This window comes from Rhizobium sp. NXC14 (assembly GCF_002117485.1).
Classification (GTDB): Bacteria; Pseudomonadota; Alphaproteobacteria; order Rhizobiales; family Rhizobiaceae; genus Rhizobium.
Window position 1 is genome coordinate 680,017 of sequence record NZ_CP021032.1, and the last position, 24,106, is coordinate 704,122.

Annotated in this window: 21 protein-coding genes and 2 pseudogenes; 15 read left to right on the forward strand and 8 right to left on the reverse strand. The window is 61.3% G+C overall.

Features of this window, described 5'->3' with window-relative positions:
• Positions 1-14: 14 nt before the first annotated feature.
• Positions 15-342 (forward strand): annotated as a pseudogene (locus tag NXC14_RS27535) (aminoglycoside phosphotransferase); the annotation flags it as partial.
• Positions 343-351: 9 nt separating this feature from the next.
• Here NXC14_RS27535 and NXC14_RS27540 read toward each other — a convergent pair.
• Positions 352-936, reverse strand: a complete 585-nt coding sequence (locus tag NXC14_RS27540) for an XRE family transcriptional regulator (RefSeq protein WP_085781167.1) — start codon at positions 934-936, stop codon at positions 352-354.
• A gap of 160 nt (positions 937-1,096) precedes the next feature.
• On the opposite strand from NXC14_RS27540, the gene NXC14_RS27545 reads away from it, so the two are divergent.
• The 4 genes from NXC14_RS27545 to NXC14_RS27560 are packed head-to-tail and all read left to right on the forward strand — an operon-like array spanning position 1,097 to position 2,889.
• The gene (locus NXC14_RS27545; protein ID WP_085781168.1) at positions 1,097-1,582 is read left to right on the forward strand and encodes a fasciclin domain-containing protein; all 486 of its coding nucleotides are present in this window, start codon (positions 1,097-1,099) and stop codon (positions 1,580-1,582) included.
• 27 nt (positions 1,583-1,609) lie between these two features.
• Positions 1,610-1,834: a DUF378 domain-containing protein gene (locus tag NXC14_RS27550; protein ID WP_085781169.1), complete on the forward strand. Its 225-nt coding sequence runs from the start codon at positions 1,610-1,612 to the stop codon at positions 1,832-1,834.
• 60 nt (positions 1,835-1,894) lie between these two features.
• The gene (locus NXC14_RS27555; protein WP_085781294.1) at positions 1,895-2,383 is read left to right on the forward strand and encodes a TspO/MBR family protein; all 489 of its coding nucleotides are present in this window, start codon (positions 1,895-1,897) and stop codon (positions 2,381-2,383) included.
• The gene (locus tag NXC14_RS27560) at positions 2,380-2,889 is read left to right on the forward strand and encodes a hypothetical protein (RefSeq protein WP_085781170.1); all 510 of its coding nucleotides are present in this window, start codon (positions 2,380-2,382) and stop codon (positions 2,887-2,889) included. Before NXC14_RS27555 ends, NXC14_RS27560 begins: the two co-directional genes overlap by 4 nt.
• 691 nt (positions 2,890-3,580) lie before the next feature.
• Here NXC14_RS27560 and NXC14_RS27565 read toward each other — a convergent pair.
• Genes NXC14_RS27565 through NXC14_RS27575 form a run of 3 tightly spaced genes read right to left on the reverse strand, consistent with a single transcriptional unit; the run spans position 3,581 to position 6,669 of the window.
• Positions 3,581-4,681 carry a D-TA family PLP-dependent enzyme gene (locus NXC14_RS27565; protein ID WP_085781171.1) on the reverse strand — a complete coding sequence of 367 codons (1,101 nt, stop codon included), beginning with the start codon at positions 4,679-4,681 and terminating at the stop codon, positions 3,581-3,583.
• Complete coding sequence (locus tag NXC14_RS27570; RefSeq protein ID WP_085781172.1) at positions 4,682-6,157, reverse strand: M81 family metallopeptidase; 1,476 nt, start codon at positions 6,155-6,157, stop codon at positions 4,682-4,684.
• 29 nt (positions 6,158-6,186) lie between these two features.
• Positions 6,187-6,669, reverse strand: a complete 483-nt coding sequence (locus NXC14_RS27575) for a hypothetical protein (protein WP_085781173.1) — start codon at positions 6,667-6,669, stop codon at positions 6,187-6,189.
• Positions 6,670-6,780: 111 nt separating this feature from the next.
• Here NXC14_RS27575 and NXC14_RS27580 point away from each other — a divergent pair, with 111 nt between their 5' ends.
• The 5 genes from NXC14_RS27580 (at position 6,781) to NXC14_RS27600 (ending at position 11,460) form a co-directional block, all read left to right on the forward strand.
• On the forward strand, positions 6,781-7,170 hold the full coding sequence (locus NXC14_RS27580) for a RidA family protein (RefSeq protein WP_085781174.1): 390 nt from the start codon (positions 6,781-6,783) through the stop codon (positions 7,168-7,170).
• Between the two features lie 23 nt (positions 7,171-7,193).
• A complete protein-coding gene (locus NXC14_RS27585; protein ID WP_085781175.1) occupies positions 7,194-8,057 on the forward strand; it encodes a MurR/RpiR family transcriptional regulator in 864 nt (287 codons plus the stop codon).
• A gap of 25 nt (positions 8,058-8,082) precedes the next feature.
• Positions 8,083-8,859, forward strand: a complete 777-nt coding sequence (locus NXC14_RS27590) for an SDR family oxidoreductase (protein WP_085781176.1) — start codon at positions 8,083-8,085, stop codon at positions 8,857-8,859.
• Positions 8,860-8,959: 100 nt separating this feature from the next.
• Positions 8,960-10,183, forward strand: coding sequence for an MFS transporter (locus NXC14_RS27595; RefSeq protein WP_085781177.1), 1,224 nt, complete (start codon positions 8,960-8,962; stop codon positions 10,181-10,183).
• A 74-nt stretch (positions 10,184-10,257) separates the two neighbouring features.
• On the forward strand, positions 10,258-11,460 hold the full coding sequence (locus tag NXC14_RS27600; RefSeq protein ID WP_085781178.1) for an ROK family transcriptional regulator: 1,203 nt from the start codon (positions 10,258-10,260) through the stop codon (positions 11,458-11,460).
• 5 nt (positions 11,461-11,465) lie between these two features.
• On the opposite strand, the gene NXC14_RS27605 is transcribed toward NXC14_RS27600, so the two are convergent.
• On the reverse strand, positions 11,466-12,380 hold the full coding sequence (locus tag NXC14_RS27605) for a DMT family transporter (RefSeq protein WP_085781179.1): 915 nt from the start codon (positions 12,378-12,380) through the stop codon (positions 11,466-11,468).
• A 275-nt stretch (positions 12,381-12,655) separates the two neighbouring features.
• Between NXC14_RS27605 and NXC14_RS27610 the strand changes: the two genes are divergently transcribed.
• On the forward strand, positions 12,656-13,396 hold the full coding sequence (locus tag NXC14_RS27610) for an AraC family transcriptional regulator (protein ID WP_085781295.1): 741 nt from the start codon (positions 12,656-12,658) through the stop codon (positions 13,394-13,396).
• Positions 13,397-13,405: 9 nt separating this feature from the next.
• Here NXC14_RS27610 and NXC14_RS27615 read toward each other — a convergent pair whose 3' ends face one another.
• Complete coding sequence (locus NXC14_RS27615; RefSeq protein ID WP_085781180.1) at positions 13,406-15,427, reverse strand: beta-N-acetylhexosaminidase; 2,022 nt, start codon at positions 15,425-15,427, stop codon at positions 13,406-13,408.
• A gap of 380 nt (positions 15,428-15,807) precedes the next feature.
• Here NXC14_RS27615 and NXC14_RS27620 point away from each other — a divergent pair.
• A pseudogene (locus NXC14_RS27620) lies at positions 15,808-16,715 on the forward strand (flagellin).
• A gap of 236 nt (positions 16,716-16,951) precedes the next feature.
• Complete coding sequence (locus NXC14_RS27625) at positions 16,952-18,493, forward strand: DHA2 family efflux MFS transporter permease subunit (RefSeq protein WP_085781296.1); 1,542 nt, start codon at positions 16,952-16,954, stop codon at positions 18,491-18,493.
• 14 nt (positions 18,494-18,507) lie between these two features.
• Here the strand turns inward: NXC14_RS27625 and NXC14_RS27630 are convergent, their stop codons facing one another.
• Positions 18,508-18,918 (reverse strand): hypothetical protein, encoded by a 411-nt coding sequence (locus NXC14_RS27630; RefSeq protein WP_085781181.1) that lies wholly within the window; start codon positions 18,916-18,918, stop codon positions 18,508-18,510.
• Between the two features lie 357 nt (positions 18,919-19,275).
• On the opposite strand from NXC14_RS27630, the gene NXC14_RS27635 reads away from it, so the two are divergent.
• Complete coding sequence (locus NXC14_RS27635) at positions 19,276-19,764, forward strand: cupin (RefSeq protein WP_085781182.1); 489 nt, start codon at positions 19,276-19,278, stop codon at positions 19,762-19,764.
• 200 nt (positions 19,765-19,964) lie between these two features.
• A complete protein-coding gene (locus NXC14_RS27640; protein WP_085781183.1) occupies positions 19,965-23,246 on the forward strand; it encodes a cellobiose phosphorylase in 3,282 nt (1,093 codons plus the stop codon).
• A gap of 4 nt (positions 23,247-23,250) precedes the next feature.
• Here NXC14_RS27640 and NXC14_RS27645 read toward each other — a convergent pair whose 3' ends face one another.
• Positions 23,251-23,997, reverse strand: coding sequence for a FadR/GntR family transcriptional regulator (locus NXC14_RS27645; protein ID WP_085781184.1), 747 nt, complete (start codon positions 23,995-23,997; stop codon positions 23,251-23,253).
• Positions 23,998-24,106 lie beyond the last annotated feature (109 nt).

Below are 24,106 nucleotides of genomic sequence, written 5' to 3' on the forward strand. Positions count from 1 at the left end.
CAAGAGTATCGCCAATGGGATGGGAAGCGCTCGGACAATGGGGTGAAGACGCGGTCCGCATCAACGGCTGACGGGCGGAGTTGCCAATGACGTGTGGAGCGTTCGCATCCACGGGCAGGTCGCGGTCGGTCGTCTCGGCTACAGAACCGACGCCGGTCTCGCATGGGAAACCGAGCTCATCCCAGTAAAAGGCATGCACGTTTCAGCGCTGATCCCGACGACCGACGGCCGGCTGTTCGCGAACGGTCGGGTGGTGATGAAATACATGGAGCCGCCCGAGACAGAGTCCGACTGGTGTCGTGTGGCCGACACGCTCCGCGAATGCATTGGTTGACACAGGGCAGCGGCCGCCTAGGGAGAAATCACAACAAGAGCCGTCGAGATTCCCTCGCCTTCCCGGCGGTAACTGTGCGGAACGCTTGAGTCAAAATACATAGCGTCGCCCGCATCCAGCGCTGTCTCCTTGCCGTCCACAATGACGACAAGCCGACCGTTGAGCACGTAGATGAATTCGGCGCTGCCATGTTGATGCGGCTCCGAGGGCGGCGAATCGAGCGGGAACTCGGCGTAATACGCCTCCATGCGGCGGTCGGGAGCGGGATAATCGAGGCTTTCGAAGAGGAAGGCTGGGTTCTTTTCGCCCGGCGGGCTGGGAAGTTTGAGCCGCTCGTGCTTTCGGACGACCGCGATGAGCGGCTCCTCCTTGTCGGATTTGAAGAAGTGATCGAGGCCGACCCCGAAAACCATGGCGATCCGAAGCAGCGTGGGCAGCGTCGGAAACATCTGCCCGCGCTCGATCTTCGAAAGCATCGCAGGCGAGAGCCCTGTATGCCCCGCCAACTGCACCAGCCCCAGCTTCTTTCTCAGTCGCAGTGTCTTGATACGCGGGCCGATCGCGTAGCGCTGAAGCTCATTGGACAGCGTGTCGGAGAGCACTCGTAAACTCCTTTTCGTTTCGGGAAACTATCACAACGACAATTTTCTGTACAAGAAAATTCTGTTTCCACTCACGAAAATTTGAGTGGTAATAAAATCAATGTTCTCCAAATGAAAGGTTCGAGGTGCATGGCGCACCTGTCATCGAGAGGAGACTGACATGAAGTTGAGAAGCCTTTTAGTCGCTGCAGCAATCACGCTCGGCAGCAGTTTCAGCGGGGTCGCCGCGGAGAAGGATGTCGTCGAGACTGCCGTGGAGGCGGGTAAATTCAAGACGCTGGTGACCGCGCTCGAAGCAGCAGGCCTGGTCGCCACTCTCAAGGGAACGGGTCCGTTCACGGTCTTTGCTCCGACAGATGAAGCCTTCGCCAAGTTGCCGGCCGGCACCGTCGAAAACCTTCTGAAGCCGGAAAACAAGCAAAAGCTCACCGCGATCCTCACCTACCATGTGGTCGCGGGCAAGCTCATGGCTAAGGACGTGGCGGGTATCGATGAGGCGAAGTCGGTCAACGGCAAAATGATCGACGTCAACGTCGAGGGCTCCACCGTCAAGGTCAACGACGCCGCCGTCACTGCCGCCGACATTGCTGCCTCCAATGGTGTCATCCATGTCATCGACAAAGTGATCATACCGCCGGAAGGCTGACCCCCATCGCTCGACTGGAGAAGAACCATGAAGTTTATCAACATACTAACGCTCATCCTCGTCATCGTAGGCGGGCTGAACTGGGGGCTGGTCGGGCTATTCGGCTTTGACCTCGTGGCCGCCATATTCGGGGCCGGCTCGGGGCTCGCCCAGATCGTTTACGTCCTAGTGGGGCTGTCGGCCGCCTGGCAGGTCATCCCGCTGTTGTCTGCAATGAGTTCCGGCGAGTTCGCTGCTCGCCAGAACCAATAGGGCCTTTGGAGGGACCCGCTTGCCGTGTCGGCGGCTCCCTCCGCTTTTTGTCGGATGGACATGCATTCCCTTCTTGTGCTGGTCGCCTTTCAGGCCGCGAGCTTTGCTGCGGCGGCTACCGGCGTGATTTTTCGGCCAGGCGACTGGTACAAGCAGCTCGACAAGCCAGGATGGCGCCCGCCCGATTGGCTGTTCGCCCCGGTCTGGACGGTACTCTATGCCTCGATCGGACTGTCGGGCTGGCTCCTGTGGCTGCAGGCAGGCATTGCCAACGCAGCATTCCCGCTCACTGTCTATGCAGTCCAGCTTTTGCTCAATGCTGCGTGGTCGCCGATCTTTTTTGCACTTCACCGACCCGGGCTGGCCGCGGTGGAGATCATGCTGCTTTGGGCTGCGATCCTGGCGACGATCATCCTGTTTTATCCCGCGAATTCGGCTGCTGCCCTGCTCCTTGTTCCTTACCTCGCGTGGGTGAGTTTCGCGGCGGCCCTCAACGTGTCCATCTGGCGACGCAACCGCCCGAAACCGCTGTCGCAGGGCGCCCGATGAAAGCCCGGTGGATCGTCGTGAATGATCGGATGCAGCAAGGCTACCGATACGTTCTCGCTGCACCAAGTGGTCGCAACTTCCATCCCGACTTCCGGCCAGAGCTGACCCCCGCCGAGATGCTTGCGCGCGGCGTGTTCGGTGGCAAATACATGACAGATTGTCGTGGCGAATTCCCGGAAAGCTGGTTTGCAGAGGCCCGTCTGTCGCCGCTGCGAAAGGATCCGTCACTGAATTGCTTCGGTGTCGACGCCAGCCAACCCCTTAGCGTCTGGCGAGCCAAGGGATGGATACATCCCGACGATCCGCGTGGCTGGTTCCAGTGGTACTGCCGTTATTATCAAGGTCGCCGCATGCCCGGCGAGGACGAGCGACAGATCGCCCGCTGGAAAGCCATTCGCCGCCATGTCGCTCAGCTGCGCCGAGCCTGCGAGCCCGGAGATTGCTGGTGCCGGCCCCGCCAACGCCAGGCTCTGTTGCATTGGGCATATGACGGCCGTTCGATCTAATTCCCGCTGCTTCGCCGATGTGCGTATCGAGCTTGCCAAGCTGTGCAGGGCGTTGAAGGAAACGATGATCTATGTAACGCACGACTAGGTCGAGGCCATGACGATGGCAGACTGCATCGTCGTGCTCGACGCCGAAAGTACATGAAGAAGGCAGTCGACATCTACTACGACGCGGCGGTCGATACGTATGATCGAGATGAGCATGGTTCATTCAAGAGCGCGCTTCTGTCAACAAAGTTCCTTCAAAAAATGGATGGGAAAATCAGGTCGTTAAAATCAACGCCAAGTCGTCTCCCGATCTGGTCGCCGTAGGCAAGTCTATCAAGGTCTGAACCGGATAGGCACGCTCGGGAGTGTCTGCTGCCGCGGACCAATGGCACGGGTCCGGGCGACCTATATATGGGCAAAGGAGGTTACTGGTCTGATCCTGTCTAGTTAAGCCATTATTTCAGCAAACGCGGAACGACCTGCAGCTTTGACAATCGATTGTGTAACAGTCGCTGGTTCGCTGTCGACCCAAGTCGAGAATCGCGCTTAGAGCCTATGTTCGCAATTGATGCGACGAAGTCATCCTCCGCGCGCACGCTTGCAACAACCAGCGACTGCTGTCTTGCTGATACGCAGATTGCGAGCACCCCATCAATAGCCCAGGCCCGCTGCGTTCAGGGCCATTTCTCCGCGAAACCGGCTCCTACCAGACAAGCCCGCGAGCCGCGACCTCTTCGACGCGGGTGACGACGCCGCCGCGGTGGAAGACCATCGTGTCGAACAGGTTGGAGACCACACAGGTGTGGTTCGGGATGATGAAGAGTTTCTCGCCGATCTGCGGCCGGGGGCCGGTGCAGTTCGAAAGATCGATCACGCCGTGTTCTTCCGACAGGCTGGTGATGCGCGCCTGGGGATAGCCGACGATCAGGCCGTAGTCGCTGAAGCCCTGGAGATCCGAGGTCAGCGCCTTTGAGCCGGAATCGATGACGGCGCGGTCGGCGGTGGGGCGGGAGACGACAGTCGCCAGCACATGCATGGCGCAATCGTCTTCGGTGCAATGGCCCATGCGCACCATCTGGCGGTCGTTATAGATATAGGTGCCGGCGCGGTGTTCCGTGGCCGACTTGACGAGATGCGCCTCGAACAGGCTCGGCGTTCCGCCATTGCTGACGATCGGGCAGCTTATGCCTTCCGATTGCAGGCGGTTTACCGCCTCAGTGATGAAGGCTTCCACGGCGGCGGCCGATTGCGGCTTCGGATAAGTGACGATGCCGCCGAAGGTGAGGCCGTCGGCGGCGGCGATGCGCTTGGCGAGCGAGGCCGCCTCCTCGGGCGTCTGAACGCCGCAGCGGCCGGCGCCGGTGTCGCATTCGACAAGCACCGTCAGCGGCTTGTGGCCGGAAAAATGTGCGGCAAGCCCATCGACCGTCACTTCGCTGTCGGCAACGACTTTCAGGGCTGGAATTTTCTCGTTCAGCCTGGCGAGGCGCTCAAGCTTCTGCTGGCCGAGGATGTTGAAGGTGATGAGGATGTCGCCGAAGCCGGCTGCGGCAAAGACCTCGGCTTCCGTGACCTTCTGGCAGTTGATGCCTTTGGCACCGGCGGCGACCTGTGCGACGGCGAGTGCCGGAATCTTGTGCGTCTTGATATGCGGGCGGAAGTTCAGCCCATGCTGATCCATATAGGATTGAACGCGGGCGATGTTTGCAGCCAGCCGGTCTTCGTCGATGACAGGACGCGGCGTCGAGAGATCGGCGATCCGGTCACCGGCCTTGGCAACGACGGCAAACCGATTGTCATGCATTCAGGCGGCTCCGCGTTCTGTCCCGTGTGGATCGGCCACGATCGGCCAGATGGTCTTCGGCGCCCGCCGGTATGGTGTCGTCGCCGGATTATTGGGATAAGGCGTTCCGGCGGAGCAGTAAAGGATTTCCGCCGCAATCTTCGAGAATGACGCGAAGAAGTGGTTGGTGGATTTGATCACCAGCATCTTCTGCTCCGCGGGATCGATGCCCATCACCGAAAACAGGCTTGGATCGAAGCTCTGGGAGCGGGTCGAATTGAGAATGATGTCGATGCCGTTGAGGACGATATGGGCGGCGTCACCGAAGGGCACCAGGCTCTCACCAAACTGCATCTCGGCATTCCTCACCAGCTTGACGACCCTGACGGTGCCGTCGACGGGATTGCCGGTGCCGGGGGCTGACTTGGCGCCGAAGCGCAGCGGAATCTCCGCCCCCTCGCCCGCCGCAAAACAAATCTGCACGGCCACCGGATCCCAGATGGTACCGATGGCGGCGCTCGTGACGCCGCGGGCCATGAGCTCCGCGAGAATGACAGTCGCATCTCCTGCCGTGCCACCGCCCGGATTGTCCCAGACGTCGGCGATGACGACGGGCCATGTGGTCGCGGCCATTGCGCGCGCGACGGCCTGCCTCTCGTCGATCTGCGGGACCATGAAGGTGCCGCGCTTGGAAAAGAGTTCAAGGCCGAGTTCGCGCGCCAGCGCCGCGCCCTTTTCCGGCTTGTTGTCGGTCACGACAAGCAGCTTCGTTCCCATTTCGGGGACGTCGCCGACCATGAAACCGTGGATCACCGAGATCGAGAGAATCTCGGGGTCGTCCTTTTCGATCTGCATGATCTTGTCGACGAAGGAGCGCATGGGTTCGCGCGAGGTTGGGAAGACATCGATCATGCGGCAGTCGAACACCGACATGACTGGCTTGATCCGGCCTTCGAGCGTTTCCACAGCGATGCGCCAGAGATCTTCGGCGCGGTCGACGAAGTCCGTATGCGGAAATTCCTTGAAATAGACGGCGAAATCAAGCGCTGCGACGCGTTTTGCGGTCAAATGGCTGTGCGGATCGAGTTCGGCTGAGATGAGCACGTCAGGCCCGACGATTTCGCGCATGCGCTGGAGAAGATCGCCTTCCGTATCCTCATATCCGGACGCCACCATGGCGCCGTGCAGGCCCATGACGACGGCATCAACAGGCATTGCCGCCCTGAGCTGCCCGAGGATTTCGTCGCGCAGTTCCTCATAGGTGGCCCGGTTGACGAGGCCGGCGGGGTCGGCCCAGGTGGCGGTTCCCTCGATCAGCTCCCATCCCTTCTCTTTGGCGACGCGCCTGCCGACGGTGATCGGCGCGGTGCAGAGCGTCGGCGTTTCGGGATGCTGGCCGGGCGGGGCATAGAGTGAGGCTTCGAAGGCGCGGCGATCCACGCAGATCGGGGAGAAGGTGTTGGTCTCGGTCGCCAGTGCTGCCGTGAAAATGCGCAAGAAAGTGGCCTTCTTCTATCGGCTCCGCTTCAACCCATCGGGTTCGGCAGGTAGCCGGTGAAACCTGAGATCTTCCAGCGTCCTTCGTGAAGCCGGCAATAATAGAGTGTCTGCCATTGCAGGACATCGCGGGTGCCGTCCGCCTTGGTAATGCCGCCGTTGAATTTCTTGCGAACCAGCGCCGTGTCGCCTTCGATCTCGATATCTTCGAGCGTCGTCGTGGTGAAGATCGCTGTGCGCGCATCTTCAGCGAAGCTCTGTTTGGCGAAATCCTCCGCCTGCCTCAGCCACTCGTCGCGGTAGGCTTCGAGCGTCGGGAAAGCGAGCCGCCATTTGTCGGGGTTTGTCTCCTTGCGGCCATCGATGCCGATGAAGCCATCTTCCACGAAGTCATGCTCCACCATCGACCAATCGGCGGCCAGAAAGGCATCGATATCGCGGGGAACGAGCATCTCCCAGATCGCGTGGCGGGCGCTATCGGATGGGAAAGGATTCTGGAACGGATCGCGCATGGCTGCCCCGGATTGAAATTCTTTTCATAAAAGGCGTTTTTCACTGGTCAAATTCTGCTTTCTATGGTCACTTGTCAACTTATCAAGAAAATAATTTGCAAGGACGTGAGAATGCCTATCAAGCGCTATGGCACTGTTCAAACCGGCGCCGGCGGCAAGGCGCTGCCCTTCGCGCGCGCCGTCGAAGCTGACGGATGGCTCTATGTTTCCGGCCAGGTTGCGATGGAAGATGGCGAGATCATCGACGGCAACATCATCGCCCAGACCCATAAGACGATCGCCAATGTTCTTGAGATCCTGGAGGAAGCCGGTTACGGCGTCGAGCATGTCGTGCGCGTCGGCGTCTGGCTCGACGATCCGCGCGACTTCTGGACCTTCAACAAGATCTATCAGGAGTATTTCGGCGAGCATCCGCCGGCGCGTGCCTGTGTGCAATCGTCGATGATGGTCGATTGCAAGGTTGAGATCGACTGCGTGGCCTATAAGAAGAAGGGTGATTAGCGGATACCATCGGGGGAGCGGGTTTGGATATCTTTTCGACATTGCAGGAAGACAAGGGCCGGCTCTCTCCCTCCGAAAGCCGCATCGCCGAGATCATCGTCAACGACTTCGAATTCGCCGTAAACGCCTCGATCATCGAGCTCGCGGAGCGGGCCGAGGTGTCGCCGCCGACCGTCACGCGCTTTTGCCGGCGGCTGGGCTGCGAGAGCTTTTCCGATTTCAAGGTGCAGCTTGCCCGCACCGCTCATATCGGCGTGCGCTATCTGAAGCCGGAATCGAAAAGCACCGATCCGGCCGATGTCGCCCAGGATATCATCACCAAGGCCCAGAACGCCCTCTTTCTCCTGCATCGGTCGCTCGATCTGGCCGCTATCGAAGCCGCCGTTTCCCATATCGCCAAGGCGGACATGATCTACGCCTTCGGCTCGGGCGGCAATTCGTCGATGATCGCCGATGAGCTGCAGAACCGCCTCTTCCGTCTCGGCCTTCGCATCACGGCGAGTTCCGACCACAGCATGCAGCTGATGATGGCGGCCGCGGCGAAACCTGGCGACGTGCTGATCGGCTCGTCCTTCTCGGGGCGCAATATGGAGCTGGTGCGGGCCTTCGAGCTTGCCCGCGACACCAAGGTGAAAACGATCGCTTTGACCCAGACGGAAAGCCCGGTTGCCAAGGCCGCCGAAATCGTCGTACCGATCGATCTTCCCGAAGGCAACAATATCTACCGCCCGACCTCGACGCGCATCGCCTACATCGCGATGGTCGATATCCTGTCGAGCCTCATCGCCTACGCCATTCAGCCGAAGGCGACGGTGACGCTGCGGCGCATCAAGCAGCAGCTCGTCCTTCACCGCGACGGCGACGACCGGCAATTGCTTGGAGATTGAAGCATATGAACGGGAGCGACAATCAATGACCCAATCGATCGCCGTCGTGACCGGCGCTGCAGGCGATATCGGCGCGGCGATTGCCGCGAGGCTCGCCGATGACCATGATGTCGTACTGCTTGCCGATATCGATGCGGCTGCCGCTGCCGCCGCGGCTTCGAAACTCGGACCGGAGGAGCGTTTCGTCGCCGTCGGATGTGACGTGACCAGCGAGGCGAGCATTGCCGGATTGGCAGAACGTGCTGCCGGCAGCGGCGTCGTGCGAACCCTCGTCAACAATGCCGGGGCCGCCCGCGCCACCAGCCTGCACGATACAACGCCAGAGATCTGGCGGGCCGATAATGCGCTCAATCTCGAAGCGGCGTTTTTATGCTTCCGCGCCTTCGAGCCGATGTTGAAGGCCTCGAAGGGCTCCGTCGTCAACATCGCCTCGGTCAACGGCATGAACGTTTTCGGGCATCCGGCCTATAGCGCCGCCAAGGCGGGCCTCTTGCATTTCACCCGGCTGGTCGCCGTGGAATACGGCAAGTTCGGCATTCGCTCCAATGCCGTCGCACCCGGCACGGTGAAGACGCAGGCCTGGGAAGCGCGCGCGAGGGCCAATCCAAACGTGTTCGAGGAGGCGCGCCGCTGGTATCCGCTGCAGCGCGTCGTCGATCCGAAGGATGTTGCCAATGCCGTGGCCTTCCTTGCCGGGCCGCTCGCCGCAGCGATCACGGGCATCTGCCTGCCGGTGGATTGCGGCCTTACGGCCGGCCAGGCCGAGCTGGCGAGAACCTTTTCCCAATCCGAACATTACTGACTGTCAGGGCTTCGTTTTTTAGAGACGCGATGCATGACATGACCTTCGGGACTGCCCGCCGCGGCTGCGCCTGCCGATTTCCCTGACGATTGATGATTTCATGAGCCGCCTCTTTCCCGACGTCTTCCGCAATCCGGCGATCCGCGCCAGCATGATCGCCATTTTCACCTTCGGCATGGCGGGAGCGATGACCGCGCCCTATCGTTCGATCGTCGGCATCCGCGAATTGGGCTTGAGCGACGGTCTCTATTCCTTCCTGGCCTTTGCTTCGGCGGCGGTGAATGTGATCATCAGCGTTCTGCTCGGCAATCTCGCCGACCGGCTCGGCGAATACCGTTCAGCGATGATCGGCGCCTGCATCTTCGGCATTGCCGGCTACGGCATGGTCTATGCCTTTCCGAGCGTGCCCGTCTTCGTCATCAGCGCGCTGCTGCCGCTCCCGATCTATGGGGCGCTGAATTCACTGCTGTTTGCCAATGCGCGCGCGGCGATGCAGGGCATGAGCCGGGACGACATGGTGACGGCCAACTCAGGAGTGCGCGCCATGATCTCGCTCTCCTGGGTGCTCATTCCCGGCATTACGGGCCTTCTGCTTTCGGGCGCATCGAGCATGCTGCCGGCCTATCTCTTTGCCGCCATCTCCTGTCTCTTATGCCAGAGCATCATCCTCTTCGCCCTGCCGAAGCGGGCGGCAACGGGGATCGCCACCATTGATCATCTTTCCTATCTCGGCGCCCTGCGGCAGGTGATTTCACCGCGGATTTCGGCGCATATCATCGGGGTGGCGCTGATCACCAGTACGCTGCATCTCAACGACGCCCTGCTGCCGTTGATCGCCACCGGGGCGGCCCACGGCGCGCTCAGCGACGTCGGCATTCTGGTCGGGATCGTCGCCTTGCTCGAGATCGTCTTCATCATCGTCTGGTCGCGGATCGCGCGGGATGCGGGTCAGATGACCGCGCTTGCCGCCGGCACCATCGTCTATGCCGCATTCCTCGGCCTCCTCGGTTTTGCCTCCCAGCCGTGGCATCTCTACGCGCTCACCTTGCTCGCTGGCATCGGCGCGGCGGCGATCATCAGCATCCCGATCACCTATCTGCAGGATCTCATCGCCGACCGGCCGGGGCTCGGCAGCGCACTGATCTCCGTCAACGTTTTTGCCAGCGCGGGCATCGGGGCGCTGGTCTTTGCCGCCGGCACTTATGTGACCGGTTATTCCGGGACCGCCATGCTGAGCGCCGTCACCGGATTGTCGGGGATCACGATCCTCGCCCTGCTGCAGAGACGAAATGCCGTTGCGCCTGCCGACGCCGAGCTTCGATAATCAGTCAAAGAATGTGGCTTTCATCGCCATCCGTCTTGTGACAAGGGTGGTGCTTCACTTGCTTCGAAAGCGACATGAAGGCGATCTCCGGCACCAATCTCGAGCAGGCCAAGTCTCACAACCGGCGCGTGGTGATCGAGGCTGTGCGCACCCACGGTCCGCTGTCGCGGGCCGCCATCGCCCGGATGACGGCGCTGACGCCTCAAACCGTCTCGAACATCGTCGAGGAACTGGAGAGCTCGCACCTTCTCGTTGCGGCCGAGGCGCAGAAGCTGGCGCGAGGCCAGCCGATCATTCCCTACACCATCAATCCGCACGGCGCCTATTCGATCGGTTTGGAGCTTGGCCGCCGGCGCGCAAGCGGTGTTCTGACGGACCTCTCGGGCGCCGTCTGCGCCCGCATCGAGCACCTGGTCGAACAGCCCGATCCGCAAAGGGCCATGCCGGCGCTGCAAACAATCGTCGAGGATCTTCAAGAGGCTTTTGCATTCGACAGGAACAGGCTGCTTGGTATCGGCATCGCCCTGCCCGGCCGCTACGCCGATGGCGGCACCACATCTCTCAGCCCGCACAGCCTGCCGGGCTGGCAGGATTTTCCGGTCGGGCATGCACTGGAACAACGAGTCGGAGTGCCGGTTCTGGTCGAGAACGACGCGACGGCGGCGGCGATCGGCGAGCGCCTTCACGGTGTTGCCCGGGGGCTCGGCAGTTTCGTCTATCTGTTTCTGGCCGGCGGCGGCGGTATCGGCGCCGGAATGTTTCTCGACGGCCACCTCTACAAGGGCAGCCGCGACAATGCCGGCGAGATCGGCCATATTATCGTCGAGCCGCATGGCAGGCTCTGCAGCTGCGGCAAGCGCGGCTGCCTCGATCGCTACATCTCGCCCTCAGTCGCTTACGAATTCATGGGCATTGCCAATGCCGGCGAGCTTTCCCCCGACAATCTCGACGCGCTGATCGCCGAAGGCGGCGAAGGCGTTGATGCCTGGCTCGATCAGGCCATTGAGCCCCTGCGGCAGACACTAGATTTTCTGGAACTCGCCTTCGATCCGCAGACCATCGTGCTCGGCGGCAGCGTATCGACATCGCTGATGCGGCGGCTTGCCGAGCGGCTCGAGCCGCTGCACGATCCGATCGATCCCGACCGAAAGCGGACGATACCCCGCGTCATGATCGGCATGACCGGCAAGGATACGGCGATCCTCGGCGCTGCCGCCCTGCCAATTTTTTCGGAAACCAATCCGCGCTTCGACGTCCTGCAAAAGCCGGTCGGCTAACACCCTCACCCGCCTGCCGGCAGCCGCGCATCTGCTTGGCGCACGCGACGGGGCAGAGGTCGTGCAAATATGACGACATTCCCGAGAAGCGTCAGCCCCAGGCCGACCAGGCCGAGACCGCTCCAGCGGTAGCCCTCGAAGACTGTCGACAATGACAGGGCGACGATCGGGAACAGGACGGTGGCATAGGCAGCGCGCGAGGAGCCGATGCGGGAGACCAGCATGAGATAGGTGGTGAAGCCGATCACCGAGCCGATTGCCGCGAGATAAAGCAGGGCAGTGAGATAGCTGATGTCGGGCGGCGCCACGATCGGTGTTTGCGTCACGGCAATCAGCAAGAGGAGGACGATCGCGCCGTAAGTCATGCCCCAGCCATTGGCGGTCAGCGGTGAGATTCCGGCCGCGCTGTTTCGGCGCGATGCCATGTTGCCGAGCGAGAAGAACAGCGTGCCCAGCGCTGCGAGCCCGATCCCTTTCAATGTGCCCATATCGAAATCGACGACCACCTCCTCTCCGAACAGCAAGAGAAGGCCGGTGGCTCCGAGCGCCGCTGCGAGAAGCGTGCGGCCAGTGATGCGGTCGCCGAAGAACAGGCGCGCATTAACGGCATTGTAGATCGTTGCCAGCGAGAAGATGACGGAGATCAGTCCTGAGGGAATGAAGCCGGCTGCATTGTAGAAACAGATGAAATTGAGGCTGAAGAGGCAGAGCGCTTGCGCCAGGATGAATGGTTGATCGCGCAAGGCAGGGAGGTTGAGCCGCCGCATGAAAGCCAGGATGGCGACGAGGATCACGGCTGCGAGCGCAAATCTGTAAAAGACCGAGACCAGGACCGGCACGGGACCGACCTGCATCGCAATGGCGATCCAAGTCGTTCCCCATATGAGGACGGTCGCGATGAAGAGAGCGGCATTTGCCATGGAGTGATCCTCGTTTTCTCCATGAATAGGCGAACGGTGAGCCGGTCTCTTGCAGATTCTTGCTATTAAATTTCTCGCCCCGGAGTTCCCGCTCGCCACGTCGGCCGTCCACCGGTATTGTTCGCAAGACGTCACGGGTGTGGGAAGAATTGGTGAAAGATAGCCGCCTCTCGGTTTTCAGGTTTTTGTCCGCATCGCCCTCGGCGCGGATGTCGCAGTCGATCGATCTTGGGTTCGGGCGGTCGGCGGCCCTCTGGAGCAATGGCAGCGACCGGATGAGCTATGAAAGGCCGGACGGACATACGTTCAGCCTTTATCTCAACGGGGGCGCCGGAACGCGCCGCCTGGATGGCAGCCCCGCCGCGCGAGGCCGGCCCGGCGCCTTGTGCGTCATGCCACAGGGGCACTCGTCCGAATGGGAAATCACCGATCCTTTCGACTTCGTTCATCTCTATGTTCCGGACGATCAGATGCGCCGGATGTTTGCCGAGACGTTCGACCGTGATTCCAGGCTTATGGCTGTCTCCGAAGTGACCTTCGCCGATGCACCCGTCTTGGCGCGCACGCTTCGGCAGCTGAGGCAAGCGATGTCAGCGGGTGAGCATCTGCTGGCTGAAGAAGCGATGACTGAGACGATCAACGATTTCTTCGTTGATCCGCGTTGTGGAGGGACGCGCCCCTGCGCGATCAGCGGCGGGCTCGCTCCCCATATCAGGCGCCGCTGCCTGGATTATATCGAGGCTCATCTCGGTGAGACCATCCGCTTGCAGGATCTGGCGGCGATTGGGCAGCTCAGCGCCTTTCATTTTCAGCGGATGTTCCGGGCAAGCTACGGCGTGTCCCCGCATGGCTGGGTGGCCCATCGGCGCGTCGAGCGCGCGAAATCGATGTTGCGCGGCGCGGACCCGATCGCGCAGATCGCCTCGGTTTGCGGCTTCAGCAGCCAGAGCCACATGACCCGCGCATTTAAGGCCGGCACAGGCGTCACGCCCTCTGCCTACCGACCGCGACAGTGAAGCCGGGCGCTATGACTCCTGCAATCCATAGAGCAGCGGCATCAGCCCAGCGAGCGCCTTGAAGCGTTCCCATGACTTGGACGAGGGTTTCGTCCAGCCTGTTTCGGCAAGTGCCGAAAGGCGCGGGAAGACGAGACGATCGAAGACGGCGCGGTCCGTCATCGGTTCGGACCAGATGCAGGCCTGGATGCCGAGCAGCTGCTGTTTCTGGCTCGCTGTCCAGCCGCCGACCGGATCGAAATTGTAGAGCTTTTCCGCGTCCGAATTTCCTGCCCAGCTGGCGCCGGGCTCATCCCAGTCCGGCCTCAGCGCCATGTCGAGATAATAGACCTGGCCGGGGCAGACGACCATTTGATAGCCGCGTTCGGCGAGTTCGGCCGAAACCTCAACATTGCGCCAGCTGCAGAGATAGCTTTTCGACTTGTCGATGACGTCGCCGTGCGCGGCTTCCTCCCAGCCGCCGGTGATGCAGCCTTTGCTTGCCAGGAAGCGCTGGACGCGCTCGAGGAATTCTGCTTGCAGGATGGCGGCGCCCGAGCCGTGAATGTCGTCGGCGCCATGGGTGTTGGTGACGACGTTCAGCCGCTTGGCATGCGCATCGGCAACCTCGTCGCCGGCGATGGCGCGCAGGCGGTCGAGCGCTGCCGGCGAGCCGGACCATGCGCCCAGGGGAACTTCATCGGCGCCGAGGTGGATCGTCTTGAACGGGAAAAGCTCGATCAGTTCCGAGAGAATGGTCTCGACGATCTCATAGGTCTGCTCGCGCGCTGGATTGATGCAGTTGTCGGGAAAACCCTGAACCGAGTAATAGCTGCCCTTCTCGTCCGGATCGCGCAGCTCAGGTATCGCCTGCTGCATGGCATAACAATGTCCGGGCATATCGATCTCCGGCACGATTTCGATGCCGAAGTTCTTTGCGAGGGCGACGATCTCGCGGATGACAGGCTTCGTATAGTAGCCGCCCGTCCGGGCCGGGCTTGAACCCAGAAGCGGCGGCACGGCGAGACCGTGACCGCGCCAGGCGCCGATCTTTGTCAGGGCCGGGTAGGCATCGATCTCCACCCGCCAGGCTTCGTCATCGGAAAGGTGCCAGTGGAAGCGGTTGAGTTTGTTCCAGGCCAGCACCGCGATCAGCTTCTTGACTTCGGCTGCGCCGTAGAACTGGCGGGCGACATCGAGATGCAGTCCGCGCCAGCCCATCGACGGCTCGTCGATGATCTCGCCGGATGCCGGAAACTGGAAGGTCCCGGGATGCAGCCTGGCGCCGCGCCAGATCTGGGCGAGCGTGATGAGGCCGTAAAGGAAGCCGGTCCGGCTGCTTGCCTCGATCGTGATCGCCTCTTCTTCGAAGCTCAGCCGGTAGGCCTCCGGCCCGAAGGCGGCGGCGTGCTTCAGGCCGACACGAACCGCGCCTTCGGCCTCGGTGCGTACGATTCCCTCGACGGCGAAGAGATGCTCCACCAGTGCCGCGAAGCTTTTCGCCGCCGCCTCCCCTTCAGGGCTCTGCGCCCGCGGCGCAAAACCGGCCGGCAGCGGGCGGCGCGAGGCGACCGCCACATGGTTCGGCCAGGGAATGATCGACACCGCAACGGGCGCGTTGACGGGAACCGGATAGATCTCGGCACCGCGCTTCAGCGGCGCATTGCTGACGGAAGAGCGTGTCGGCTCGACAGCGAGCACGATGGTGTTGCCGCCGGACAGTACGAGATAGGCGCTCGTCGCGCCGTCCGTCCAGTGGCGGAACTGCCAGCTGAGCGCATAGACGGAGATCGTCCAGGTTTCGCCGGCTCCGAGCACGAAGTTGGCCGGCGGCTGGAATTCGGTGAAATTCGAAAGCCGTTGCGACACCGTTGCGCCTTCGACGCGTCCGGAGGGGTCGACGCGGCCCGGACCGCTGACGCAGAGGGAAAAATTCGAAAGCGGTTCGCTGCCGAGGTTCTTGAGGCGCAGGACATAGGAGAATTCCTTGCCCTCGGTAGGCGGGTTCCAAAGGGTTTCAAGCCGCAGGGCATTCGGTCGCGGTCTCGACATTGGTCACTCTTCCTTTGAGGAAAACGAGGTTTTTGGACGTTCCTGCACGGCCAGGGATCGGAGCGGCGGTTGAAGTCAATCAAATTGATTTAATAGTGATAGCCAGTTTCCCGCCGCGCCGTCAATCGACCATGCGGAATTTCTGCTGGCCGGCACCAGGACAAATTCTGCCGACGACATTGCCGGGGTGTCGCAATTTGGGAAAAAATAATGGCTTCGCCGTTCGCGTTAAAGATTAAGGTACCTTTAAGTACCATAATTGTCTCAACAGTGGCGAATTGACCACCCCGAAGAGGGGTCGATAAGCATGAGGCTGCTCGCCACGGCCCGGATGTCCCCGGGATGCAACACATCCAACTTCCGAATTAGGCGACATTTCCATGACCAGCATCAATACCAACAATTCCGCGATGGCAGCCCTTCAGACGCTGCGCAGCGTCAATTCCAATCTCGAATCGACACAGAACCGTGTTTCCACCGGCTACCGGGTCGACACCGCATCCGACAACGCCGCCTATTGGTCGATCGCGACCACGATGCGGTCCGATAACAAGGCGCTGTCAGCCGTGTCCGACGCCCTCGGCCTCGGTGCGGCAAAGGTCGATACGGCTTACACGGCAATGGACAGCGCGATCGACGTCGTCGACGAGATCAAAGCCAAGCTCGTGGCCGCGACCGAAGACGGTGTCGACAAGTCCAAGGTCCAGGAAGAAATCAGCCAGCTGCAGGAGCAGCTGATGAGCATCGCTCAGTCGGCTTCCTTCTCCGGCGAAAACTGGGTCGCCGGCGCTGATGGAACCGTGAGCGTCGTATCGTCCTTCGTCCGCGACGGCTCCGGCGCCGTTTCGGTGAAAATGACGGATTATGCTCTGGATACCGCTTCGATGGGCAATGTGCTGTTCGGCATGAGCGGCGGCTCGATCGAAACCTCCACCGGCATTCTCGGCACGTCGTCCGGCGCGACCGGCTCGGTCTACTCGATGGATATCACCAACTCACACTCGGCCAGATCCAGTCGGCGCTGACAACCGTCGAATCGGCGCTCTCGGCGATGACGTCGGCAGGTGCACAGCTGGGTTCGATCTCGACCCGCATCGAACTCCAGGAAGACTTCGTCGGTGCACTCTCGGATTCGATCGACTCGGGTGTCGGCCGGCTGGTCGATGCCGATATGGAGGAGGAGTCGAGCAGGCTTTCTGCCCTGCAAACCCAGCAGCAGCTGGCGATCCAGTCGCTGTCGATCGCGAATTCGTCGTCCCAGAACATCCTGTCGCTCTTCCGCGGCTAATCCTGGCCGACGCAAAGGGAGCCGGGCGCATAGAACGTCCGGCCCAAATTCGCCGATCGAACACCGAGCCTGGCCTTCCCGCTCAGGCTCGGTCGCGTTTCGGCATGAGCGACTAACGCCCGGCTGGTGACGATCTCCTCGCTCTGTCGGTTGACATGGCGCTCGTTTCGATCGCAATCATGAAGGCTCTAGATTTCTCACCGATGCAGACATTGCCGCGCTGGCGGGATCCTTGCATGTCGGAACGACTTGAAGCTGCTCGTCCTGATGGAAGGCCCGCCATCGTCTGGCTCGGCTTCCTGGCCATGTGCGTCGGCATGTTCATGGCGATCCTCGACGTTCAGGTGGTGGCGACATCGCTGCCGACCATCCAGTCGGCGTTGGGCATCGATCCGGATCAGATGAGCTGGATACAGACGGCCTATCTGATTGCCGAAGTGATCGCCATCCCGCTCACCGGCCTGCTGACGCGGCTTCTGACCATGCGGTGGCTGTTCGTCGTCGCCATAACCCTGTTCGTGACTGCGTCCGCCGGCTGTGCGGCCAGCAGCAGCTTCGGCGCGCTGGTCGCCTGGCGGGTGCTTCAGGGCTTTTCCGGCGGGACGCTGATCCCCTCGGTCTTTTCAGCCGTGTTCATCCTGTTTCCAGATATGCGGCAAGCGCTTGCGACGACGATTGCCGGCGTGCTTGCGGTGCTTGCGCCCACCGTCGGCCCGATCGTCGGCGGATGGCTGACCGAAACCTATTCCTGGCACTGGCTGTTCCTGATCAACATTCTTCCGGGGCTTGCTTCGGCAGTTTTGGCGGCGCGCTTCCTTCCCAAGCAGGCAGCCGATCCATCCGAACTCAGGCATCTCGACGGTTTGTCGCTCCTCTTGATGGCGGCAGCGCTGACAGCGCTGGAACTCAGTCTCAAAGAGGCTCCGACCAGCGGCTGGACCTCGGCCTATGTGCTGAGCCTGCTGGCCGTATGCCTTCTTTCGGGGAGCGCGTTCATCACGCGAACACTGCGCCGAGGCCGGCCGATCGTCGATCTTAGCAATTTCGGCGATCGGAATTTTCTAGTCGGCTCGGTTCTGAGCTTCATACTCGGCATCGGCCTGTTCGGCTCGGTCTATCTCATGCCGGTCTTTCTCGCTTTCATCAGGGGACACGACGCGCTCGAGATCGGCGTGACCATGCTGGTCACCGGTATCGCACAGCTGATCACCGCGCCGATCGCCGTCGCGCTGGAAAAGCGCATGGATGCGCGACTGTTGTCGGCAGCCGGTTTCTCCCTGTTCGCGATCGGCGTCGGTATGAGCGCGTTTCAGGATCCGCGCTCGGATTACGACGCAATGTTCTGGCCGCAGGTGGTGCGCGGCATCGCCATCATGTTCTGCCTGCTGCCGCCGACGCGGCTGGCGCTCGGCACGCTTCCGGCCGATCGCGTTCCCGATGCGAGCGGGCTTTTCAATCTGATGCGCAATCTCGGCGGCGCCATCGGCATCGCGCTGATCGACACCATCATCTACACACGCTCGGAGCCGCTGGGACAAAACCTCTGGGCACGCCTCCAGGCCGGCGACATCGAGGCGGCCACGTTTGTCGGCGCACCTGCCGAGATCATATCACGACATAGCGGCAGCTTCGATGCGGATACCATGGCGGCGCTCGATCCGCTGGTCCAGACAGCGGCCAGCGTTCAGGCGATCAACGAAGCCTGGATGGTCGTCGCCGTTCTGACCGGCTGCGCCCTGCTCTCAGTCCCCTTCGCCAGGCGGCCGTTTCCGGTATGAGACCTGGGGAAATATCAATCGGATACTGAAACGTCGATCCATCGACCGGTTCCTTGGTTACCGTAGATATCAACGTCAATCCATACATTGCCACGTAGGATCATATCGGCGGCCTCTCGCGTCATCGTTCCGTTCCGAAGCATCTGCTCCAGAGCTTGGCGATTTGCCGGATCGGCAAAGAATGAGTCTGATTGATCGTCATGATCGCGCACATGATACTGATGGAAATTCGCCCTGTCTTGTCGGATGATCTGCCAGGGCTGGGTAAGTCTCGCCCCATTTGAATTATAAAGATCAGCGTCGCCGATATACGCGCGATAGCTCTCGATCAGGCGGTCGCTGTGGGTGGCCTGGACTCTCGCTTGGGCGTGCGCGGTTCCCGCCACGATGACTGAGCTGAATAGAATCGATAATAATTTTTGCATGTTGCCCTCTTTCAAAAAGAGGGGTCTTACCTAGCGTTAAGCCAATTCGCCAAGCAAAAAGTTCGAAGGGCTGTGGGCTTCAATCTTCGCCAACACGGCAAGCTTCAAATACCCATGCATACACAGCGGTGCATACGCAATGAACCGTTTCTTGGAACAAGACGAGCGACAGTCACCGCTTCGCGTACCGAGGCTCCAGCGTGTGAAGGAACCGCCGGCGGCCGCCAAAGTTTAGCCTTTTGAAGCCATCATCGGAGATGAGTTCAATGGGGGAAACGCATCGAACTCGCTCACCAGCACCGATGGCTCGCAGACTATCGTATTGAGGCCATCATCGCCTACCGTGGGGAATTCAGCATGAACACTGAGTCGATTATTTTCGAGCAAAGCGACTGGGTTCCGAACAACTCGCGCCTTCCTGTGTTGCTTTACCGGAATGTTTTTGCCGATGGTGGACCTCGTGATTTCAAAAGTCGCTTCGCGACAAACGGTTGGACCGGCATCTGGACGAACGGTGTCTTCGATTGTCAGCACTACCATTCCGGTGCTCATGAAGTGCTGGGCATTGCACGTGGCAGCGCCACACTGCTGATCGGCGGTCCCGGCGGTCAAACTCTCGACGTCGCGGCGGGTGACTGTCTGGTGCTTCCAGCCGGAACCGGACACAAAAACCTCGGCTGCACGGCAGACTTCGAGGTCATCGGCGCTTATCCCAAGGGGCAGCATGCCGATATTCAGACTTCGGCTGCTTCAAGCGAAATGTTGGCGAAAATCTCGTCAGTACCCCTACCCCATACGGATCCCGTTCAAGGACGGTCGGGATTTCTCCTCGAGAAGTGGCGGTAGCAATTTGCACTGCCGTTATATTTTTCGTTTTCTAATCCGCTCTGCCTGACTCTGTTCCGCTTTAGGCGAGTTTCGGTAGCACTTTGATGTGAGTTTATCAGCCGCGGCAACTTGTCGGTTTTCCCATCACCGGTAAGATTTCTCTCAATCTTTTTACGCCATCCTTTAATTCCCCTCTGATATCAATCGACGAGATCTCAATGGCCCTGAACCTCAAGCGCAGTTTGCAAATGCCACGACGCGAAGAGCTGGGTCTCCTTGCGATCAGCAACGGTTCCGGCCTGTCGATCTCGGCGCTGCCGAACGGCACGCTGTTTGCGATCGAATATGCCGACGACAAGGGAGCGGTGCAGATCAATCAGATCCAGGGTTCGCCGCTCTACGGCGGCATCAGTCGCCTTTATCTGCGCATCGGCGGGGCCAAGCCTGATGTCGTCGAGATCGTCGGCCCGCGTGCCGATGGCCGCTTTGGGCACGACGCGACGAGCTTTTCCTGGAGCGGCATGGCCGCCGATATCAGCTACACCGTCCGGCTCGAGCTTCATGCTTCCGAAACGGCCTGGTTCTGGCGCATCTCGCTCAAGCATCCGAAGAAGGGAACGCTGCCGGTGGATCTGGTGCTCGTCCAGGACGTCGGTCTCGGCGATCGCGGCTTCCTGATGAACAGCGAGGCCTATGCTTCGCAATATGTCGATCACCATATCGCCGATCACGAGACATTCGGCCCGGTCGTCATGAACCGGCAAAATCTCAAGCAGTCGGGCGCCCGCAATCCCTGGCTCATCCAGGGATGCTTCGATGGCGCGGCCGCCTACGCCACGGATGCGATCCAGCTGGTGCAGGCGAAGCACCGGCAGCGCGACCATCTGGTCGGGCCCTTCGGCAGCAGCCTTCCGGGCGAACGGCGGCAGCAGGAGACGGCATGTCCCGCCATTCAGTCGAGGCCGCTTTCCGTGTCAGCAGACGGCGCGACAGCCACCTTCGTTGCCCTGTTCGCCGCCGATCATCCCGAGGCCTCGAGCGATGCCGACCTTTCGCGGCTTGACGGTATCGCGGCACCGGAGAGTGCAACCGCCGATCCGGAGGGGGCCGCGGCCGTTCGAAGCCTGCTCCAGGATGCGCCCCTGCTGGAGGCCGAGGCGTTGGACCTAAAGGCGATCCGACAGCTCTACGCGGAGCGGAGCCTCGAAGAGCGCGCGCACGGAAAGCTTCTTTCATTTTTCATGCCCGATGGCGTCCTCAACCGCCACGTCGTCCTGCGTGACAAGGAACTCGTCGTCGCGCGGCGCCATGGCGCCATCGTGCGGAGCGGCCAAAACATGCTGCTCGACGATACCACCCTTGCCGCCAGCTGCTGGATGCAAGGAATTTTCGCCGCGCAGTTGACGATCGGCAATACGTCCTTCCACAAGCTCTTTTCGGTGTCGCGCGATCCCTACAATCTGACGCGCGCCAGCGGACTGCGCATCATGGCCGATCTCGGCGCGGGCTGGCAGCTTCTGGCGGTGCCGTCGGCTTTCGAAATGGGACTGAGCGACTGCCGCTGGATCTATCAGTGCCCGGAGCGCAGGATCATCGTCACGGCGGTCGCTTCCGGCGAGGATGCGGCAATGCAGTGGAGCGTTTCCGTGGAGGGCAAGCCGTGCCGCTTCCTGGTGTTTGGCCATATCGTGCTCGGGGAGCGCGAGTATGACGCTGGCGGGCAGATCGAATTCGATTCCGCGCGCAAACGCATCTCTTTCCGGCCGGACCCTGCCTGGCTCTGGGGCGAGCGTTATCCCGATGCCGTCTACTGGCTGGTGAGTCCGACACCCGACGCCATCGAGGAGATCGGCGGCGACGAACTGCTCTATGTCGATGGCGTTGGACGCAACGGTGCTTTCGTCGCGCTGAAGTCCCGGTCGACGCGGGCGCTCTCCTTTGCCGTCGTCGGATCGATGACCGATGCCGAAGAGGCCGAACGGCTGGCGCAGCGTTACGAGGGCGGCGTCACCGACGAGACTATGCTTGCGCCGGCATCGGCATTCTGGCGCAACGCCGTGCGCGGCATGAGGATCGACAGCCCTTCGCCCGACCTCGCTGCCCAGGCGACCCTCCTGCCCTGGCTCGCGCATGACGCCATCGTGCATCTGAGCGTGCCGCACGGCCTGGAGCAATACACCGGTGCTGCCTGGGGCACGCGCGACGCCTGCCAGGGACCGATCGAATTCCTGCTCGCCTATGAGCACGACCGCGAAGCCAGGGAGGTGGTGAAGACCGTCTTTAGCGAACAATATCTGGAAAAAGGCGACTGGCCGCAATGGTTCATGCTGGAGCCCTATGCCAACATCCGGGCGAGCGACAGTCACGGCGACGTCATCGTGTGGCCGTTGAAAGCGCTTTGCGACTATATCGAAGCGACCGGCGATCTCGCCATCCTCGACGAGAAGGTCTCCTGGCGCGACGAAAAGACCATGCAGAAGGCGCCCGTGGCCGATGCCATCGCCACCCATGTCGAGAAGCTGCTCGAGACCGTCCGCACACAGTTCATCCCGGGAACGCATCTGATCCGCTATGGCGAGGGAGACTGGAACGATTCACTGCAGCCGGCCGATCCGCATCTGCGCGATTGGATGGTCAGCAGCTGGACAGTTGCTCTGCTTTATGAGCAGATCGTCCGGTATTCCGCCATTCTGCGCCGCCTCGGCCTTGATGATAAGGCCAGGGCGCTAAGGAAGATCGCAACCGCAATGCGACGGGATTTCAACAGGCATCTCATGCGTGACGGCGTCGTCGCCGGCTACGGCATCTTCGATCCGGCCCATGACGGCGTCGAATTGCTGCTGCATCCGAGTGACAAACGCACCGGCCTTTCCTTCTCGCTGATCTCGATGACGCAGGCCATGCTCGGCAAGCTATTCACGCCGGCGCAGAGGCGGCATCACATGCGGCTGATCGAAGAGCACCTGCTCTTCCCCGATGGCGTGCGGCTGATGGAGAGGCCGGCGACCTATTCCGGCGGGCCCGAAACGCTGTTTCGCCGGGCCGAATCCTCGTCCTTCTTCGGCCGCGAGATCGGGCTGATGTATGTGCATGCGCATCTGCGCTATTGCGAAACGCTGGCGCTGGAGACTTCCGCCGAGGAGCTGTGGAAGGCGATATCAGTCGTCAATCCGATCGCCGTCACGACGGCCTTGCCGCATGCTTCACTGCGCCAGCGCAATACCTATTTCAGCAGCAGCGACGCGGCTTTCCCCGACCGTTATCAGGCGGCGGCGCAATGGGCGCGCGCCAAGACCGGAAAGATTGCCGTCGACGGCGGTTGGCGCATCTATTCGAGCGGACCTGGCCTCTACACCAGGAGTTTCGTCGAAAATATCCTCGGCTTCAAGCGGCGCTTCGGCCGGCGCAGGCGCACGCCGCTTCTGCCTGCGGCGCATGCCGCCGTTGCCCTGCAGACCGATCACGCCGCCTGGCGGCGACTGATGACGCCGAAGGTGTAACCGTTCAGGACGAAGTGCTGGCGTCGCGCAGTTCCTCGAAGCGGGCGGCACTTTTCGACAGATGGCTGCGGATGGCGCGCCGCGCGGCAGGTTCGTTGCCGTCGCGGATCGCCGAGAAAATGGCGTGGTGTTCCCTGCGCATGCGAGCGGCATGGCGCTTGCGCTCCGCAGCCGTCATCTTGTCCAAACGCGCCCATTGCCGCGGCACCATGATATTGCCGAACGTGTCGAAGAGGCGGCCGTAGTAGGAATTCTGCGTCGCGACCAGGATCGACCGGTGGAAGGCGTAATCTTCCTCTGCGCCGTATCCACCCTCGTCCAGCGCCCTGTCCAGAGCATCGAGCCGGTCCTGCATGCGGTCAATATCTTCCGGCGTGCGCCGCAGCGCGGCAAGACCGGCCGCCTCATATTCGACCCCCATGCGCAGCTCCAGCACCCGCAGGACCTCATCGATCGACTGCAGGTCATTAAGAATGATGGAGAAGGATCTCGGTGTCGGATCGTCCGAGACGAAAGCCCCGAGGCCCTGATGCGTTGTGATCAGTCCTTTGGCGCGCAGGGTGGCGAGTGCCTCGCGCACGATCGTGCGGCTGACGCCAGTCGCCGCCATGATCGCCTGTTCGGTGGGAAGGCGCTGGCCGGGCTTGAGGTCGCCGGACTCGATCTGCGCCGTCAGCGTATCGGCAAGGTTGCTGCGCAGGTTCGACGGCTGGCGAATGGTGCTGAAAAGCGCGTTGTCCTTGTCCGTCATCCCTTGTCAAATCCTGCCTTTCGGGGCGGCTGCGCCGGCCGTTATGCTTTTGCTAGCGCATGCCGGCCGGAAAGGCAAAAGACGACGTCAGTCACTACAGCTGTGAACC

What these genes read in the sequence shown, in the direction of transcription:
- NXC14_RS27580 (WP_085781174.1), top strand. Translation starts at nt 6,781, where the DNA reads ATGCCTATCAAGCGCTATGGCACTGTTCAAACCGGCGCCGGCGGCAAG.
- NXC14_RS27545 (WP_085781168.1), top strand. Translation starts at nt 1,097, where the DNA reads ATGAAGTTGAGAAGCCTTTTAGTCGCTGCAGCAATCACGCTCGGCAGC.
- NXC14_RS27615 (WP_085781180.1), bottom strand. Translation starts at nt 15,427, where the DNA reads ATGTCGAGACCGCGACCGAATGCCCTGCGGCTTGAAACCCTTTGGAAC.
- NXC14_RS27635 (WP_085781182.1), top strand. Translation starts at nt 19,276, where the DNA reads ATGAACACTGAGTCGATTATTTTCGAGCAAAGCGACTGGGTTCCGAAC.
- NXC14_RS27600 (WP_085781178.1), top strand. Translation starts at nt 10,258, where the DNA reads ATGAAGGCGATCTCCGGCACCAATCTCGAGCAGGCCAAGTCTCACAAC.
- NXC14_RS27555 (WP_085781294.1), top strand. Translation starts at nt 1,895, where the DNA reads ATGCATTCCCTTCTTGTGCTGGTCGCCTTTCAGGCCGCGAGCTTTGCT.
- NXC14_RS27575 (WP_085781173.1), bottom strand. Translation starts at nt 6,669, where the DNA reads ATGCGCGATCCGTTCCAGAATCCTTTCCCATCCGATAGCGCCCGCCAC.
- NXC14_RS27625 (WP_085781296.1), top strand. Translation starts at nt 16,952, where the DNA reads ATGTCGGAACGACTTGAAGCTGCTCGTCCTGATGGAAGGCCCGCCATC.
- NXC14_RS27550 (WP_085781169.1), top strand. Translation starts at nt 1,610, where the DNA reads ATGAAGTTTATCAACATACTAACGCTCATCCTCGTCATCGTAGGCGGG.
- NXC14_RS27630 (WP_085781181.1), bottom strand. Translation starts at nt 18,918, where the DNA reads ATGCAAAAATTATTATCGATTCTATTCAGCTCAGTCATCGTGGCGGGA.
- NXC14_RS27640 (WP_085781183.1), top strand. Translation starts at nt 19,965, where the DNA reads ATGGCCCTGAACCTCAAGCGCAGTTTGCAAATGCCACGACGCGAAGAG.
- NXC14_RS27610 (WP_085781295.1), top strand. Translation starts at nt 12,656, where the DNA reads ATGAGCTATGAAAGGCCGGACGGACATACGTTCAGCCTTTATCTCAAC.
- NXC14_RS27590 (WP_085781176.1), top strand. Translation starts at nt 8,083, where the DNA reads ATGACCCAATCGATCGCCGTCGTGACCGGCGCTGCAGGCGATATCGGC.
- NXC14_RS27565 (WP_085781171.1), bottom strand. Translation starts at nt 4,681, where the DNA reads ATGCATGACAATCGGTTTGCCGTCGTTGCCAAGGCCGGTGACCGGATC.
- NXC14_RS27560 (WP_085781170.1), top strand. Translation starts at nt 2,380, where the DNA reads ATGAAAGCCCGGTGGATCGTCGTGAATGATCGGATGCAGCAAGGCTAC.
- NXC14_RS27645 (WP_085781184.1), bottom strand. Translation starts at nt 23,997, where the DNA reads ATGACGGACAAGGACAACGCGCTTTTCAGCACCATTCGCCAGCCGTCG.
- NXC14_RS27605 (WP_085781179.1), bottom strand. Translation starts at nt 12,380, where the DNA reads ATGGCAAATGCCGCTCTCTTCATCGCGACCGTCCTCATATGGGGAACG.
- NXC14_RS27595 (WP_085781177.1), top strand. Translation starts at nt 8,960, where the DNA reads ATGAGCCGCCTCTTTCCCGACGTCTTCCGCAATCCGGCGATCCGCGCC.